This window comes from Azoarcus taiwanensis (assembly GCF_012910885.1).
Classification (GTDB): Bacteria; Pseudomonadota; Gammaproteobacteria; order Burkholderiales; family Rhodocyclaceae; genus Azoarcus_F; species Azoarcus_F taiwanensis.
In genome coordinates this window covers 1-16559 of sequence record NZ_WTVM01000090.1, presented here as the reverse complement: position 1 = coordinate 16559, position 16559 = coordinate 1, and the positions used below count along the sequence as shown (strand labels likewise).

Genomic DNA, 16559 nt, shown 5'->3' with positions numbered 1-16559 from the left:
GCCGACTTGAAGCTGCAGGCGAGCAGCGGCCAGTCCACCTCTTTATGAATCGCTCGCATTGGCGTGCCGTCGCCGAAGGCCGGGACCTGCCAGGTGGCGCAACCGGAGTAGCGCTGGCCGGTGAGCGCGTTACGGCTGCCACCGAGATGCTCGCTCCACAGCCACAAGGTGTTGCGGAAGCGGTGAGTCTGCCAGTCCGGATGCGCAGCGTCCTGCGCCTGGGCTGCCGGCTGATAGCGTCCACCACGCGTATAAAGCAGCGCGACCCGGCGCCACTCCTCGGGCTTGAGCGTCGTCTCGAGCGGCGTCCGGATGCGGTCGACCCCGGTCAGCATGATGTCCTCGTCGCTTGCCTCGCCCACCGGCTCGCCGGCGTACGCGACATTCGCGCCGGCGCGCAGATACCAGTGCTCCGGACGCTCCAGCGGATGCATGTTGCCGTCGGCGTCGGCAATCACCTCGGGGCCGAACCCAGGCAGGTCCATGGCCTTGGCCAGCGCCATGACGAAGGTTTCCATGCCGATCGGCTGGCCATCGGGCGTTTTCGCGGCACGCGGCTCGATCACCGGCCAGCGCGCCGTGATCATCCGCGTCGGCACGCCGTTCCAGGCGCCGGCCCAGCCCCAGCTCTCGTACATCATCGAATCCGGCACGATGTAGTCGGCGAAGGCGTTGCTCTCGTTGATGAGACCGTCTATCGAAATGATCAGCGGCAGCTTGTTTGGGTCGGCAAGTTCCTCGCCGAAGCGTTCGCGCAAGCCCGGGATGCCGTAGAGCGGGTTGGCCATCCACAGGATCAGCGCCTTGAGGCTGTAGGGGTAGCCGCTGAACATGCTGGGGAAGAACTCGGTTCCGAGCCCGGGCGCCGCCGGGTACCACTGGTCCTCGGCCGGATACGGCTTGCCGGCCTCGCGCTTGCGCGCGAATTCGGCGGTGCGTTCGTAGGGCATGTTGCGTCCGAGTGGCGTGCCACGCGGCTGGATACGGCCGGGGAAGTTCACCAGGTCGTAGCGCGGACCCGGAGCGGCGTGCGGAAAGCCGCCGCCGTTCATCACGAAGCCACCCTTCCAGTTGAGGTTGCCGATCAGGGTGTTGAGGGTGACCACCGCGAATGCGTTGTAGAACCCGGAGCCGGACATCATGCCGCCGTGGGCGATCGCGCAGGCCTTGCGACCGTGGCTGGTGAAGGCCTCGGCGAGCCCGGCAATGGTGTTGGCCGGCACACCACAATCGGCCGCGTATTCGTCCAGCGACTTCGACATCGCGGTCGCGCGCAGCTCGCGGTAGCCGGTGCTGACGCGGACCGCACGTTCGCCGGCCTGCACAACGGCATCGACGTCCAGCGGCGCCGACCCGGTCGCGTCGGCCACCGGCATCGGCTTGCCGTCCGCGCCCATCACCAGATAGGGGTCGGCCTCGCCATAACGCTCGGCGCCTTCGGGCAGGGCCAGACCGATGTCCGAACCGCGCAGGCAGCGCCCCTCGCGCGGATGGCCGGGTTCGACGACGATGAGCCAGCTCGCGTTGCTGAACGAGGGCTCGCCATTGGCCTCGGCGACGACAATGCTCGGATTGGCGAGATACGCGGTGTTGACCCGCTCGTGCTCGAACATCCAGCGCATCATGCCAAGCAGCAGAGCGCCATCGGTGCCCGGGCGAATCGGCACCCAGCGGCCCTGCTCCGGTGCGGCGCGGTTGTCGGCATTAGTCAGCACCGGATCGACGACCACATACTCCAGGCGCCCGTCCGCCCGCCCTTCGGCCAGGATCTGACCGGTACGCTTGAACGGGTTGCCGGCGTTGCCCGGTGCGGTGCCGATGAAGATCACGAACTCCGCATTGGCCAGGTCGGGCTTGCCGTGCGGCATCGCGCGATGGTCGCCGAACAGCGCGGCCGAGCCGGAGCGGTAGGAGCCGCCGCAGTAAGAACCATGGCCCACGTAGTTCTGCGTGCCGTAGGCCTGTTGCCAGAAGCGCCGCCCGAGCGGGTCGCGCCCGTCATTGACGCTGACGATGTGAGCGACCTGGTTCACCTTCGGGCCATAGGCCGGGTTCTCCGGGTCGATCGGCGTTTCGAGATCACGCAGCGCGCGCAATCCGTCGACATGTCCTTCGCCGAACAGATCGCCGCCCTCGACCACTTCGTGGATGAGCTGCTCGAAGCTGATCGGCTCCCACTGGCCGGCGTTGCGCGGACCGACGCGCTTGAGCGGCGTCAGCACCCGGAAGGGCGAATCGACCTGCGCCAGCGCGGCATTGCCGCGACCGCAGGTGGTGGCGCGCCGGTCCAGACCGAGATCCTTGTGACGCGAGATCGCGACGAAGCTGTCCTTGACGGGCGTATTCATCGGCAGGTGCGGCTCGGCCGACAGCGGGCTGTATGGATTGCCGGCCACGCGCAGCACTTTGTCGGTCTGCTTGTCCACCCGCACACGGACGCCGCACAGCGTGGTGCAACCGAGGCAGGCGGTATAGCTCACCTGCTGGTCCGGGTTGGGGGTGAGCTCGCCGGTGGCCTGGTCGATGCGGAACTCGGGTTCCAGCGCACGGCCATGGACGTTGTGATGCTCCGGCTTGTCGCCGGCGAAGGCGCTGGCCATGCGGCCGAAGGTCTGCGAGAAGCCGGCGGCGAAGGCGGCCAGCCCGCCGGCGGCGATGATGTCTCTGCGTTGCACTTTCATGATGACTCTCCTCGATGCGTGCCCCGCTCAGGGCACGGCATCCAATCTCTTCAGTTGGCGGTCGGGCGTTCGGCGGACAGCCGGGCGAACGGCAGCAGCGTGGTCAGCAGCACCAGCAGGAAAACCCACAGGCCGGCGGTGCCGACGATGCCCATCAAGCCCTCCGGGCCGAGCGGCAACTGGTAGCTGTAGTAGCCGGCGCCGGTCTTGGGAATTTCCTGACCACCGATGAACACCGTCCAGCGCATCATCCAGGCCGAATGCAGCGCGAGCAGGCCGATCAGCAAGCCGGAGCCGGGACGCCGCCAGGCGAGCAACAGCGTGATCACGGTCGCGGCGACCGCCCACACCGCGGTGAGCTGCCACGAGGCCGAGGGCGCGACCTGAGCGAGCGCCTCGGCATGCACCGGCGATGCGCCGGTCACACCCAGCGCCAGCCACACCGCGCCGACCGCGAGCGCAACCACCTGCGACGCCGCCAGCACACGTGCCAGACGCTGCGTCGCATCGCGATCGTCCCGCGCCGGACCGAAGCGATGGAACAGCAGCGTCAGGCCGACCGCACCGGCAAAGGCGGTGACCACGAACTGCAGCGGCAGCAGCGGCGTGTGCCACAGCGGTCGTGCCCGCACCACCATCAGTTCGGCACCGGTGTATAGCGCGACCAATGCCGCACCGACGAACGCGACCACCGCAGCACCGACGAGTGCCTTGCGGCTGTCGTGCCCGCCGTAGGCGATGAGCCGCGCGAACCCCGCCATCCGGCCGTCGCTGCGACCATGCTCGCCGAGCAGCGGCCGGAAGGCGAGCCAGGCGTAGAGCAAAAGGCCGCCTAGGTAGACCGGGATGAAGAAGGCGCCCCAGGACATCCATGAGCTCGGCGTGAAATGCACGTAGAAATGCCAGAAACGGCCGGGTTGGTGCAAGTCGGCGAGCAGCGCGACCGGCGCGGTCAGACCGCACACCAGCGCACCCAGCAGGGCGAGACGGGAGATGCCGCCCCAGCCTGGCCGACGCAACAGCACGCCGGGCAGCGACAGCAGGAAGGCGCCGTAGGAAAGCCCGATGAGGAAAAAGTAGGACACCGCCCACGGAAGCCAGGCGACCTCGCGGGTAACGGCGATGGTTTCGACGATTGCCGTGTTCATGATGTGTTCTCCTCAGACTTGGCTGGCGCGCGGACGCCACAGGCGGGCCTGGCCATCGACCTTGCCCTCGAAACGCGGGTCGAGCCCGACGTAGAACACCTGCGGCGCGGTGCGCTGCTCCGGCTTGAGCACCTTGAGCGCGCCTTCGGCCTCGGCCGCGTCGATGCGCCGGCGCAGTTCGCCCTGCGCGTCGTTGAGGTCACCAAAGACCCGCGCGCCGCCGACACAGGTTTCCACGCACGCAGGCAGCAGGCCGGCGTCCACGCGATGTGCGCAGAAGGTGCATTTGTCGGCGGTGTGGGTGTCGTGGTTGATGAATCGCGCGTCGTAGGGGCAGGCCTGCACGCAGTAGGCGCAACCCACGCAACGGTCGCCATCGACCAGCACCATGCCGTCTTCGCGCTTGAAGGTCGCACCTACCGGACAGACCGGTACACAGGGCGGATCGTCACAGTGGTTGCACAGACGCGGCAGCACATAGGTGCCGGCCGGCTGCTGCTGGTCGGTCAGTTCGACGCTGTAGGTGGTGACCACGGTGCGGAAACTGCCCTCGGGCACCGCGTTTTCCTGAATGCACGCGACGGTGCAGGCCTGGCAGCCGATGCACTTGCGCACATCGACCAGCATGCCCCAGCGCTGGGCGGACCGCGGCGAGTCGGCCGCCGCCACCGCCGGTGCCACGGCCGCGGCCGCGGTCAGGGCAGGCAGGCCGCGGAGAAATGCGCGCCGCGAACTGTCGCAGGGCCGTGCATCCGGATCGTTTTCAAAGGGTTTCATGCTTGCGCTCCTGTCATCCTTTCGGGAGTGATGACAGCTTACGCAGGCAAAGACCACGTCGAAATTAGGGGGATTGGGCAGCGCGCTAGATGGTTTTACCTATTCGAACTGGAATCCGCCGGCAAGCACCACGGATCATTCGCGCGAATGGTCGGTCAACGCGCCGAGAAATACAGTCATGTCGGCGATATCCTCGTCCGAGATGCGGCGCCGCAACTGAAGTTCGGCCATGATGCGCACCGCTTCCTCGAGGTTGTCGACCGCGCCGTCGTGGTACCACGGACCCGTCTTGGCGACGTTACGAAGCTGGGAAGTCTTGAACACCATGCGGTCGGCTTCGTCACCGGTCACCTCGAAACGGCCCTGATCTTCCTGATTGGGGTAGTCGCCATAGATGCCGAGCTTCTCGAAGGTCGCACCGCCCAGCAGCGGACCATCGTGACAGCGCACGCAGTTGTGTCGGATGAAGCCGTCCAGACCACGCAGTTCCTGCTCATTCAATGCGGCGAGATCGCCCTCGAGAAAATCGTCGAAGCGCGAGGGGCTGCGAAGGGTGCGCTGGAAGGCGGCGAGCGCCTCGGCTAGGTTGGTATAGGTGAGCGGCGCAGCGTCCTCGGGAAAGGCGGCAGCGAACGCAGCCGGGTAGGCCTCGATGCCAGCCAGCTTGTCGAGCACTGCCTGTTCGCTCGGCATCGCCATCTCGATGGGGTTGAGAATGGGCTGTCCGGCCTGATCGGCGAGATCGTGTGCGCGACCATCCCAGAACTGGCTGGCCTGATAGCCAGCATTGAGCACTGTCGGCGAATTGCGTGTGCCGATGTCGCCGAACGCACCGGGCGAGACAGCAAGATTGTCCATGCCAAACTGCCCTTCGCCGAGCAGATGACAGCTCGCGCACGACTGGGTGTCGTTGGCCGACAGGCGAGGATCGAAGAACAGCATCTGGCCGAGCTGCACCCGTGCTTCGGTGTCGTTCTCGGCGCCCGGCATGGACTCGGGCAAGGGACTGAAGTAACGCAGCGCGCGCTGGTGAATGCGCTCGGCGTCAGGGCCCGCCAGCGCCTGTGATACCGGCATCACCAACGCAAGCATGCCGAAGGCAAGCAGACTGGCGCGCTTCAGGGGAGTGGAAAGACTGTCGGAAGACATGGCGGAATACCTCCAATCGCAGGGGCGACACAAACAACCCACCCGAAACGGTAAAGCCGGGCGACATATTCGTATTATGCTCGGGATCAGGCTGTCGCGCCCAAGCGTCCCTGCCTTGGATCAGAAGCGGGGGCGCATTTCCCGCCCCCGGATTGCCATCAACTCTTGCTTCGCGATACCGGTTTGGCGTGGTCGTCGTGCAACTCCTCCCAGCCGGTGATCATCGACTTGATATGGGCGAAAACACTATGGCCGGTGGTCGTGAGATACACGTGGACGACGAAGAACACTGCCATCATGAAAGCGCCGACAAGATGTGCAGTCGCCACCCATTCCAGCCTGAGCCACTGGTCGATGCCCCATTCCGGCCAATATGCGTAGAAGAGATAGAACAGCCCCGAAACCCAGATGATCGGCGAAACCATCGCAAGCAGGGCCAGATAAGCGAGCCGTTGCAGCGGGTTGTGCTTTTGCAGCACGGTCTTCTTGTACGGATGCGGCAGGCCCTTGAAGATGTCCCAGGCGTAGTAGCGGGCGATCGCGTCGATCCGCTTCAAGGTGGGGATGTACTGGCGCCACTCGCCGGTGGTGAATTGCCAGAAGATTGTGAACGCCCAGAGGGTGATCAGTGCCCAGGCGGTAAGGGTGTGCAGCTCCACCGCGCGCTGGAAACCGAAGTTCTCGTAAAAGCCGGCCACCTCGAAACCGGTGATCATCATGAAGATGATCATCGCCGCCTGCGACCAGTGCCAGAAACGCTCGTAGCGCTTGAAGACATAGATTTTCTCGACCGTGTGTCCGCTCATTTCGCCTTACCCCTGTAATGCACCACGACGCGGATGGCGCTGTGAATCAAAACCCCTGCCAGCGCGCCGAACAGCGCCAACAGCCCCAACATGCGCACCCACGGATTGGCATCCTGCCCCGGCACATAAATGCCCTCGACGCCTACCAGACGGCCATCGCGTCTGTGGCACTCGTTGCAGCCGACCGCCTGCTCCTTGGGTGCAACCATGTGGGTGATCGGCCAGATCATCGTCGTCGACACGAAATCGAACTCGCCACTGAAGGCCTGCCCGGTCCCTTCGGCGCCAGCCTGCAAGGCCTTGGGCCAGTCGAAGTTGAACCAGAAGGCGGTGTCGTTCGGCAACGCCACCTGCGGCACGAGCAAGGTCTTGTGCACCGTGTCATACGGCTGCTTGCCCTGGAACAGCTTGACCGGCCAGATCCGCGCCTTGGGATCACCGGCCTGCCCGCGAAAGCGATTGATCGCAACCGGCCCGGCGGCCGGATCGATGATGGTGTCGGGCTGGATGTAATCGACCGACCCATCGAACCACTGATACACCGGCACCACGTGCTCGCCATTGACGAAACTGCCTTTACGGCTGTCGTAGGTGATGTGGCCTTTCTCGTCCTTGACGATCATGGGCTTGCCGTTGTCGTCCAGACGGCCGGCTTCCGACCAGTCCCAGCCCATCTTGGTCGGCACGCCGCCGCGGGCAAAGCTCGGAATATGACAACTCTGGCAGGCCAGCGTGTTGGTGTGCTGATTCAAACGCTCGGCGTGCAGAAAGCTCTCCTGGTGCGGCTTGTCGCCATGACATGCCTGACAGGTGGCCGGATTGCGATCGCTCTGCTGGCCTCGCACCAGCGGGCCGTGCGGGTCGGCAGCGGTCATCTGGATACGGCTGCCGGGAACGACGTGCTTGTCGGTCTGATGGCAGTCGCTGCACGCGAAGTTCAGGCCGTCGGTCGCCATGTGCACATCGAGGTCGCGATGTGGGTTGTTCAAAGACGAGTCCAGATCGCCATGCTTGACGCCATCACCGCCCCCGCCGTAGTAGTGACAGGCGCCGCAGGTTTCGCGTGAGGTCGGTCCCACGTTGAGCGCGACCGACACCAGATCGACCGGATTGTAGAAACGACCGGAGCCCGGCGGGTATTCAGTGCGCTCGTAGGCGGGATGCCCTGCCAGACCGCGCGCCTTCACGTAGTCGCCGGTGTTGTGACAGGCGAGGCAATCGACTTTGGCCTCATTGGTGAAGTCAAAGCTGTCGTCTTCCCACCCGTAACCGATGTGACAGGAGTTGCAAAATGCCTCGTTCGACCGGTCGCCGATGCAGAAGCCATTGAGCATGGTTTTCTTGCCCAGCTTCTCGCCGGTTTGCGGATCTTCGTATTCCCAGGTCCAGTGGCGGGTGCCCATCACCTGTTTGGCCGCCTCGGTGTGACAGGACAGGCAGGCGCGGGTGACGTCTTCGCCGGTCTCGAACGGTCCCTGCAAGACCTCGAACTTGCTGTGGTCTGCCGTCGCTGCAGCCGCCAGCCCGGTGACGAGCAAAATTGACCCGAGCAGGATTGCCCGGGTTGCGAAACTTTTCAGTAATCTCATCTCTCTGTCTGCCTCGAACCAAAAATCCACCAGCGGGTGCGCGCGACGTTCTTCTGACGTCTTTCCCTGCCTTGCCCGAAAAGCAGTGGAAAAAAGGAAGCGGGGGTTGGAGGAGAGACAAGGGCGCGAGCCATTCCAGGGGTTTTGGAGTGTCCGGGCAGACAACAATGGCCGCTTGAGGGAGACACCCCCGCTTCAGGGTCATTAGTAGCGAGGACCGTGCCAGTTCGGCACGATCCTCCCTCTGCGGGGCTAGAACCCGTGGAACGTGAGGCTTTCAGACTCGACAGCAAACGATGTCCGGGAGAGCCGAAGACTGCCACAGAGCCGAATTCGGCAGTCCAACCGCCATTTTCGGCAGCCCGTTGCGTCAGTCCAGCTTGGCGTCGCGAAGACGGCGATACAAGGTGCGCTCACTGATGCCGAGCTTGCGCGCAAGCTCACGCCGGCTGCCACGATGCGAGCGCACCGCCTGGACGAAGGCCTGGCGTTCGATACTGGCCCAGTCCTGCGCCGCCTCCGGGCCACGGGTTTGGCCAGCCGGCAACACCTGGTCGGTATGCAGTTCCTCGGGAAAATGCTCGGGTAGCAAGACTTCTCCGTCGCACATCAGGCTGGCGCGCTCGAGCACGTTGCGCAATTCGCGCACATTGCCCGGGAAGGCGTAGTGCCGCAACAGCTTCATCGCCGTAGCACTGACCGTCAGCCGTCTTTTTGGCGCCACTCTTTCGAGCAGCGATTCGACCAGCAACGGAATGTCGCTCTGCCGGTCGCGCAGTGCAGGCACGGTGATCGGAAACGTATTGAGACGGTAGTAGAGATCCTGGCGGAAACTGCCTTCGGCGATCATCTCCTTGAGAGGGCGGTGCGTCGCCGACACCAGCCGGATGTCCGATTTGCGCAGATCGGTGGAACCGACCCGCCGGTAGGTGCCGGTCTCGAGGAGGCGGAGCAGTTTGACCTGCATGCCGAGCGGGATGTCGCCGACCTCGTCGAGGAACAGCGTACCTCCGCTGGCAGCTTCTATGAGACCCGGCTTGCGGCTGGTCGCGCCGGTGAACGCACCCCGCTCGTGGCCGAACACCTCGCTCTCGAAGAGGGTTTCCGGCAAGCCGGAGCAGTCCACCGCGACGAAAGGCGCGGCCGACCGCAGGCTGGCGGCGTGAATCGCATTGGCGACGACCTCCTTGCCGGTGCCGGACTCGCCCTGCAGCAAAACGCTCGCGTCGGACGGCGCGACCCGGGCGACCAGCTCGAGCATGCGCTGGAACGCGGGTGATCGACCAACCATACCCTGACGATCGCTCAGACCGCGGGCCACGTTCATCGGCTCCATCTTCTCGATGAACCAGGCAATTTCCCCCTCGGCATCGCGCACCGGCGACAGTTCGATGTTCACGTATTCCTCGCCACGCGGCGTGTGGTGCAGGTGCAGTACACGCTCGCGCTGACCCGAGCGAAGGCTGCGTGCCAGCGGACAGGATTCGCCGGCCTGGTCGCAGGGCACGCTGTAGTGGTGCGAAACCTCGTAGCAGGTTCGTCCGATGACACTGCGCCCGGTGCCGAAGTTGCGCCGGTAGGCGGTGTTCGCCGCGATCACGCGATATTCACGATCGCAGAGGATGTGCGGTTCCTCGAGGGTGTCGAGGAAGGACACCAGTTCGGGCAGGGCTTGGGGTGTGGCGCTCATGTCAGTCGATTTTGGCAGTCAGTCTGCCAACAGAATGGCAGCATGTCAGCATTCGGGTCAAGCCCTGTTTTCGGCATCTCCTTGATTCCGGTCAAATTTTCAAGCTGGCACGCAAATTGACTGGGTGTTCTTCGTCACTCCGGTAACCCGTACATTCGAGAGGTCTAGCAATGGTGACCGACCATCTGGTTGAACTGTCGCGCCTGCAGTTCGCCGCTACCGCCATGTACCACTTCCTTTTCGTGCCGCTGACGATCGGCATGGTGTGGATGCTGGTGATCATGGAAAGCGCATACGTGATGACCGGCAAGGTCATCTACAAGGACATGACCAAGTTCTGGGGCAAGTTGTTCGGTATCAACTTCGCCCTTGGGGTCACGACCGGCATCACGATGGAGTTCCAGTTCGGCATGAACTGGGCCTACTACTCGCACTACGTCGGCGACATCTTCGGGGCGCCACTGGCCATCGAAGGTTTGATGGCCTTCTTCCTCGAGTCGACCTTCATCGGTCTGTTCTTCTTCGGCTGGGACCGGCTCTCGCGGGTTCAGCACCTGATGGTAACGATTGCGATGGCGGTCGCGACCAACCTGTCCGCGCTGTGGATTCTGGTTGCCAACGGCTGGATGCAGGACCCGGTCGGCGCCGCCTTCAACGTCGAGACGATGCGCATGGAGCTGGTGAGCTTCTGGGATGTGGTGTTCAACCCCACCGCCCAGGCCAAGTTCGTGCATACGGTCAGTGCCGGCTACACCACCGGGGCGATGTTCGTGCTGTCGATCTCGGCCTGGTACCTGCTGCGTCGCCGTGACGTCGAGTTCGCCAAGCGCTCCTTTCGCATCGCGGCGGCATTCGGTTTCGCCTCGATCTGCTCGGTCATCGTGCTCGGCGACGAATCCGGCTACGTGGTGACCGAATCGCAACAGACCAAGCTCGCCGCGATGGAGGCGATGTGGGAAACCGAGCCGGCACCCGCTTCGTTCAACATCGTCGCGATTCCCAACGAAGCCGAAATGAAGAACGACTTCGCGATCCACATTCCCTGGGTCATGGGCCTGATCGGCACCCGCTCGCTCGACACCGAGATTCCCGGTATTCGCGAGATCGTCGCCCACAACCGGGAGCGGGTCGAAAGCGGCGTCGAGGCGGTACGCCTCTTACACGCGATTCGCGCCGGTGACGACGACCCGGCGGTGCGCGAAACCTTCGAGCGAGTGAGCGACGATCTCGGTTTCGGACTGCTCACCACCCGCTACGCCGAGTCGATGGACAAGGTCACCCCGGAGATCATGGATCGCGCCGCGCGCGACACCATCCCGCCGGTCGCCCCTCTGTTCTGGACCTTCCGCATCATGGTGGCGCTCGGCTTCGCGATGCTGGTGGTGTTCTCGCTCGCGCTCTACCACTCGATCCGCGGCGACTTCGCAGAGCGCAACCGCTTGCTCAAGTGGTCGATGTGGTTCCTTCCGGTGCCCTGGGTGGCCTCGCAAATGGGCTGGTTCGTCGCCGAGTACGGACGCCAGCCCTGGACCATCTTCGGCGTGCTGCCGACCCACATGTCGGTGTCGACGCTGTCCGAGGCCAGCCTCTACGGATCGCTCGCCGGTTTCATCGGCTTTTACACGGTCCTGCTGGTGGTGATGGTGTACCTGATGATCAAGTACGCGCGCCTCGGACCCGGTAGCCTCGGCACCGGCCGCTACGCCAACGAACCGGCCCATGCCTGACATACGAGGAGCAAAGTCATGATTTTCGACTACCCAACGATCAAGCTGATCTGGTGGCTGCTGGTAGGCGTACTGCTGGTCGGTTTCGCCATCATGGACGGTCACGACATGGGCGTGGGCACGCTGCTGCCCTTCGCCGGCAATGGCGATGACGAGCGTCGCGCCATCATCAACACCGTCGGCCCGCACTGGGACGGCAACCAGGTGTGGTTCATCACCGGGGGCGGCGCGATCTTCGCCGCCTGGCCGCTGGTCTATGCCACGTCCTTCTCCGGATTCTACTGGGCCATGCTGGCGGTACTGTGGGCCTTGTTCTTTCGCCCCGTCGGCTTCGACTACCGCAGCAAGATCGCGCACCCGATCTGGCGCAAGACCTGGGACTGGGGCCTGTTCATTGGCGGCGCGGTGCCCCCGCTGATCTTCGGAGTGGCATTCGGCAACCTGCTTCAGGGGGTGCCTTTCCACTTTGACAACAACCTGGTTTCGCACTACACCGGCTCTTTCTGGGGCCTGCTCAACCCCTTCGCGCTGCTGTGCGGCGTCGTCTCGACCGCGATGATCACGCTGCACGGCGCGGTCTATCTGATGCACCGCACCGAGGACGACATCTACCGTCGAGCCCGGAGCGCGGCGATGATCTTCGGCGCCCTGCTGGTGGCCGGGCTCACCGCGGCGGGCATCTGGGTGCAGTTCATTCCAGGCTACGTCATCACCTCCGTGATCGACCCGGCGGCCCTGCCCAACCCGCTGGCCAAGGAAGTCGTCCGCGAAGCAGGCGCCTGGATGCGCAACTACCAGGCCATGCCACTGACGCTGCTTGTACCAGCGCTCGCGTATGTCGGGACGCTGGCGGCGATATGGTTCGCCTGGCGCGGCCGCACCCTGATGGCCTTCGTCGCCTCTTCGCTGGGCATCACCGGCGTGATTGGTACCGCCGGGGTATCGATGTTCCCCTTCGTGATGCCGTCCTCGACCGTGCCGTCGGCCAGTCTCACCGTATGGGACAGCGCCTCCAGCCATCTGACGCTGACGATCATGTTCTGGGCCACGCTGATCTTCATGCCGATCATCGTCGTCTACACCAGCTGGGCCTACAAGGTCATGGCCGGCAAGGTCACCACTGCGTGGGTGCGTGAGAACAACCGGTCTGCCTACTGACCAGTCCAAGGAGAATCAGAGAATGTGGTATTTCGCATGGATGTTGGGCGTCGGCTTCGCCGTTCTGCTGGGAATCCTCAACGCGATGTGGGGCGAGAACGAGGGCGGGCGAAAGGGACTGGACAGAGACGGCTCCGCGGTGCCGGATCGCGAGCGGCGCTGAGGCGACGATGCGCTTTCGCATACTCGCCTCACCGTCCCAGGACGCTCTGAGCTATCTGCTCGGCGACCGCGGCGAAGCGGTAGTGATCGACCCCGTTCCGGGCATCGACGCACTCGTCCGTGCCCTGCTCACCGAGTACCGGCTCAAACTCGTCCTCGTACTGCACACACACCTTCACCACGGCCGAACGAGCTGCGCACGGGAGCTGGCGACCGCCTGTAACGTCCGCATCGGCGCGGGTGCCCGCGCCGCCGCGATCGAAAACAGCCTGCCACTGGCGGAAGGTGAAACCGTGCGCTTCGGGCGGGAACGCCTGCACGTCCTCGACACGCCCGGCCACACCCCGGGCTGTGTGAGTTACCTGTGGCGCGACCGACTGTTCTGCGGCGATGCGCTCGACGTCGCCGGTTGCGCTGCGGGTGACAGCGAGGCGGATATCGGCACACTCCACGACAGCCTCATGAGAAAGATCTTCTCCCTTCCGGACGAGACGCTGCTCTTCCCGGCACACCCGGTCAAGGGACGCTATGTTTCACTGGTGATCGAAGAGCGCACACGCCACGCAAGACGCGGCGGCCTGTCTCGCGACCAGTTGCTCAGCGACATGGTCTTGCACCGCCACCGCCCGGGCAGCTCTGCCGCACGAAACGGTTCAGCCTAGGCGTTACCAAGGCAGTGGCGCGTGAACGCGATTGCGCCCCGATCCACGCGCACGAACGATTGCGCATCGTCGCCTTGATCTAGCGCAAAAAACCCGCGGTTCTTGAACGCAAACGCATGGGAATAAGCATATACTTATACTTATAAGTTGTACCCAGTCCCTGCGCAGCCTTGAAAGACCATATAAACGGAGGAGCCGCGATGCGCACCCCTGACCAGCCTGAAAACCTCACCGCCCAAGGCGAATCACGCCGACGTCTGCTGCTCGGTGCCGGCGCGGTGCCGGTTGCCCTCGCCGCGGGCGGCACCCTCAACTCACCGAAAGCGCAGGCCTCGCTCAAGACCAACGCCCGTATCGTCATCGTGGGCAGCGGCCTCGCCGGCCTCGCGGTTGCGAACCGGCTCGCGCGCGAACTCGAAGGCGCCCAGATTACAGTGGTCGACCGCAAGGAAGAGCACAACTACCAACCGGGGCTATACGCTTGTCGCAACCGGCATCTGGCCCGTCGACAAGGTCATCGACCGCAACGATGACCTGATGCCGGCCGGGGTGAAATGGGTGCGGGAGATGGTTGCCGAGTACAACCCGGACGCCAACACGATCGTCACCGATGCCGGTCAGCGACTCCAGTATGACTATCTGGTCGTCGCCACCGGTTGTCATCTCGACTTTGCCCAGATCGAAGGCATGGACGTCAATGCGATCGGACGCAACGGGGTAGGCAGTGTCTATCCTGGTCCGAAGGCCGCCAACGAGACCTGGAGGTCCATGGATGCCTTCCGTCAGCGTGGCGGGAAGGCCGTGATGACGCTGCCGGGTACTCCGATCAAGTGCGCAGGTGCACCGCTCAAGACCACCTTCATGCTCATCGACCGCATGCGGCAGTCCGGCACGCTCGAGCGCTCGGAGATCGTCTTCCATTCGGCTCTCGGTGTGGTCTTTGGCGTACCCACGCTCAACGAGATGATCCTTGAACGCTGGGCCGAGGCGAACGTGCCGGTAGTGTTCAGCAGCAAGCTGGTCGCGATCGACATCAGCGGCCACAAGGCGACCTTCGAGAACCCCGACGGCGAGCGCACTGTCGAGGACTACGATTTCATCCACGTCGTCCCACCAATGCGTGCACCGGACGCATTGTTCAATAGTCCGCTCGCCTGGCAGGAAGGCCCGATGGCTGCCGGCGGTTGGCTGGAAGTTGACCGCGAGACACTGCGTCACCGCCGCTATCCCAACGTGTTTGGCGTCGGCGACATCAACGGCACCCCGCGCGGCAAGACGGCTGCGACCGTCAAACAGAGCGTGCCACTGGTGGTGAGCAACCTGATCGACGTGATCGCCGGGCGCGACCCGTCGCGTCGCTTCAACGGCTACACCTCATGCCCGATGATTCTGCGCGAAGGCTCGGCGTGGCTGATTGAGTTCGACTATGACGGCAAGCTGATTCCGTCTTTACCGCTGGTGGATCCGCTGCAGGACAGCTGGTTTGCATGGCTGATGAAAGTGCAATTGCTCAAACCCGCCTACATGGCGGTCGCCAAGGGGAGGGTCTGACCATGTCTTTTTATGAAGTGTGGCTCGCGGTCAACATCGTCTGGGAGTACCTGATGGCGAATCTCCCAGTCATCATCATTCTGCTCGTAGCGATCGCCTTCCTTTTCGGCATCGCGGTCGTCAAGGGATCGCCTGCCTGGCGTAAGGGTTTGCGGGTTGGCATCCTTGGTGGCATCGTCGTCGCCCTGGTCAGCATCTTCATCATTCCTTCGGTCATAGACTCCAAGCTATCCGACCTGAACTACTGGGTCGACTGGGCGAACCTGTTCGCGATCGCCGGCATCTGGGGAGCGATCGGAGCCGTCATGCTGTGGCCCGTCGGTGCGATGTTCGTCAGCCGCGACTGAATCGAACGGCATTTCCGTGCCCGAGGCCCGTACCGCATCCGCGGTACGGGCTTTTTTTTTGCCCCGACGCCACTTCTCACAGTGTCAAACAGCTGCGCAAACGGTCAGAATAGGCCCTGACCTGCAACACGGACTCACCCATGCTCGGCTTTCTGCAAGGTTTCGCCTACGGTCTGCTGATCAGCTGCATGCCCTGGTTCATGCTGGGCATGTTCAACCCATCGCTGGCGCTCGGCACCGACAAGCCCGCTCGCTGGCAGGTCTTCTTGCGCTACGCGGTAGTCCTCCCGTTCGTCGGCTTGCTGATATGGGCCACTTCGCTGTGGGGCGGCTTCGAGCCCTGGCTGTCGGGCTGGCTCGCCGGACTCGGCGCAATCCCGGTCGGCCTTTTTGTCGAGCGGCGCTGGCGCGCCTGGAAAAGACGTCGGGCAGAGCATCTCGAGGCGACTACCGGCGTAAAACTGGCCGAGGCAGACCGGGCCAGGAAGATCACCGAAGCCCGGGAAACCGGTCTCCGCGAGCTCGATCCAGCCCGTCCTCCGACGGATGCCGACGAGCTCGTGCTCGCTCTTTGCGCCGCCAAGGGATCGTTACTCGAGGCACGCCGGCCGGAACTCGCGGCGCTGGCCGACCGAATCGACGGCCGATATACACGCCTGAAGCAGATCATCGCGGCCCGCTTCGACGCCCGCGAGCTTGCGTTTGAGCGTGCCGAAGCGCTGGTCGGCGACGTCAGTCGCGGTGCCCTCGCCACGCTGCAGGACATCGCAGTGCTTGCACAAAGCGTCGCGGGCATCGACGAAGCCTTCGTGCGCCGCAGGCTCGCGCAGCAGGGTGCGGACCTCGGCGCCGGTGAGCGCGCCACACTGATGCACCGCCTGCAGATGCTCGCCGACGCCGAGCGCCGCATCCGCGAGCACACGGGCCGCATCGAAGCCGCGTTGACCGCGATGGACCACGCAGCACTGTCGATCTCCGCGGTCGAAACCAACCGTCCGCGCTCGCCCCTGCTCGCCGACGAAGCCCTCGCCGAGCTGCGCCGCTTCGCTGACAATGCTCATCGCTATCAGCACTCTCGCTGACCCTGACGCCTTGGAGAATCCAGACATGAC

At 64.2% G+C, this 16559-nt stretch carries 15 protein-coding genes; 8 read left to right on the top strand and 7 right to left on the bottom strand.

Annotation, left to right across the window (positions count from 1 at the left end):
- The 7 genes from GPA21_RS13875 to GPA21_RS13845 form a co-directional block, all read right to left on the bottom strand.
- Window positions 1-2681: molybdopterin-dependent oxidoreductase (locus GPA21_RS13875; RefSeq protein WP_168988738.1), on the bottom strand; the 2681-nt coding region annotated here is incomplete at its 3' end.
- Window positions 2682-2731: 50 nt separating this feature from the next.
- Window positions 2732-3829, bottom strand: a complete 1098-nt coding sequence (gene nrfD / locus GPA21_RS13870; RefSeq protein ID WP_168988737.1) for an NrfD/PsrC family molybdoenzyme membrane anchor subunit — start codon at window positions 3827-3829, stop codon at window positions 2732-2734.
- 12 nt (window positions 3830-3841) lie between these two features.
- The gene (gene dsrO / locus GPA21_RS13865; protein WP_168988736.1) at window positions 3842-4606 is read right to left on the bottom strand and encodes a sulfate reduction electron transfer complex DsrMKJOP subunit DsrO; all 765 of its coding nucleotides are present in this window, start codon (window positions 4604-4606) and stop codon (window positions 3842-3844) included.
- A 135-nt stretch (window positions 4607-4741) separates the two neighbouring features.
- Entirely contained in the window at window positions 4742-5755 is a 1014-nt protein-coding gene (locus tag GPA21_RS13860; RefSeq protein WP_211163604.1) for a cytochrome-c peroxidase, read from the bottom strand.
- A gap of 158 nt (window positions 5756-5913) precedes the next feature.
- Window positions 5914-6561, bottom strand: a complete 648-nt coding sequence (locus GPA21_RS13855) for a cytochrome b/b6 domain-containing protein (RefSeq protein WP_168988735.1) — start codon at window positions 6559-6561, stop codon at window positions 5914-5916.
- The gene (locus GPA21_RS13850) at window positions 6558-8150 is read right to left on the bottom strand and encodes a tetrathionate reductase family octaheme c-type cytochrome (protein ID WP_168988734.1); all 1593 of its coding nucleotides are present in this window, start codon (window positions 8148-8150) and stop codon (window positions 6558-6560) included. The genes GPA21_RS13855 and GPA21_RS13850 overlap by 4 nt, the downstream gene beginning before the upstream one ends.
- Window positions 8151-8520: 370 nt before the next feature.
- Window positions 8521-9840 (bottom strand): sigma-54 interaction domain-containing protein, encoded by a 1320-nt coding sequence (locus tag GPA21_RS13845; protein ID WP_168988733.1) that lies wholly within the window; start codon window positions 9838-9840, stop codon window positions 8521-8523.
- Between the two features lie 170 nt (window positions 9841-10010).
- Here GPA21_RS13845 and GPA21_RS13840 point away from each other — a divergent pair, with 170 nt between their 5' ends.
- From GPA21_RS13840 to GPA21_RS13810, 8 genes are all read left to right on the top strand, one after another.
- Complete coding sequence (locus GPA21_RS13840) at window positions 10011-11567, top strand: cytochrome ubiquinol oxidase subunit I (protein ID WP_168988732.1); 1557 nt, start codon at window positions 10011-10013, stop codon at window positions 11565-11567.
- 18 nt (window positions 11568-11585) lie between these two features.
- The gene (gene cydB, locus GPA21_RS13835; RefSeq protein ID WP_168988731.1) at window positions 11586-12725 is read left to right on the top strand and encodes a cytochrome d ubiquinol oxidase subunit II; all 1140 of its coding nucleotides are present in this window, start codon (window positions 11586-11588) and stop codon (window positions 12723-12725) included.
- A 22-nt stretch (window positions 12726-12747) separates the two neighbouring features.
- Window positions 12748-12888, top strand: a complete 141-nt coding sequence (gene cydX / locus GPA21_RS13830; RefSeq protein ID WP_168988730.1) for a cytochrome bd-I oxidase subunit CydX — start codon at window positions 12748-12750, stop codon at window positions 12886-12888.
- Window positions 12889-12895: 7 nt separating this feature from the next.
- Window positions 12896-13549: an MBL fold metallo-hydrolase gene (locus tag GPA21_RS13825; RefSeq protein WP_168988729.1), complete on the top strand. Its 654-nt coding sequence runs from the start codon at window positions 12896-12898 to the stop codon at window positions 13547-13549.
- A 200-nt stretch (window positions 13550-13749) separates the two neighbouring features.
- On the top strand, window positions 13750-14082 hold the full coding sequence (locus tag GPA21_RS21005; RefSeq protein WP_246261967.1) for an FAD-dependent oxidoreductase: 333 nt from the start codon (window positions 13750-13752) through the stop codon (window positions 14080-14082).
- 4 nt (window positions 14083-14086) lie between these two features.
- Complete coding sequence (locus tag GPA21_RS13820) at window positions 14087-15100, top strand: NAD(P)/FAD-dependent oxidoreductase (protein WP_246261966.1); 1014 nt, start codon at window positions 14087-14089, stop codon at window positions 15098-15100.
- Between the two features lie 2 nt (window positions 15101-15102).
- A complete protein-coding gene (locus GPA21_RS13815; RefSeq protein ID WP_168988728.1) occupies window positions 15103-15447 on the top strand; it encodes a hypothetical protein in 345 nt (114 codons plus the stop codon).
- A gap of 140 nt (window positions 15448-15587) precedes the next feature.
- Window positions 15588-16529: a cobyrinic acid a,c-diamide synthase gene (locus GPA21_RS13810; RefSeq protein WP_168988727.1), complete on the top strand. Its 942-nt coding sequence runs from the start codon at window positions 15588-15590 to the stop codon at window positions 16527-16529.
- Window positions 16530-16559: the final 30 nt, after the last annotated feature.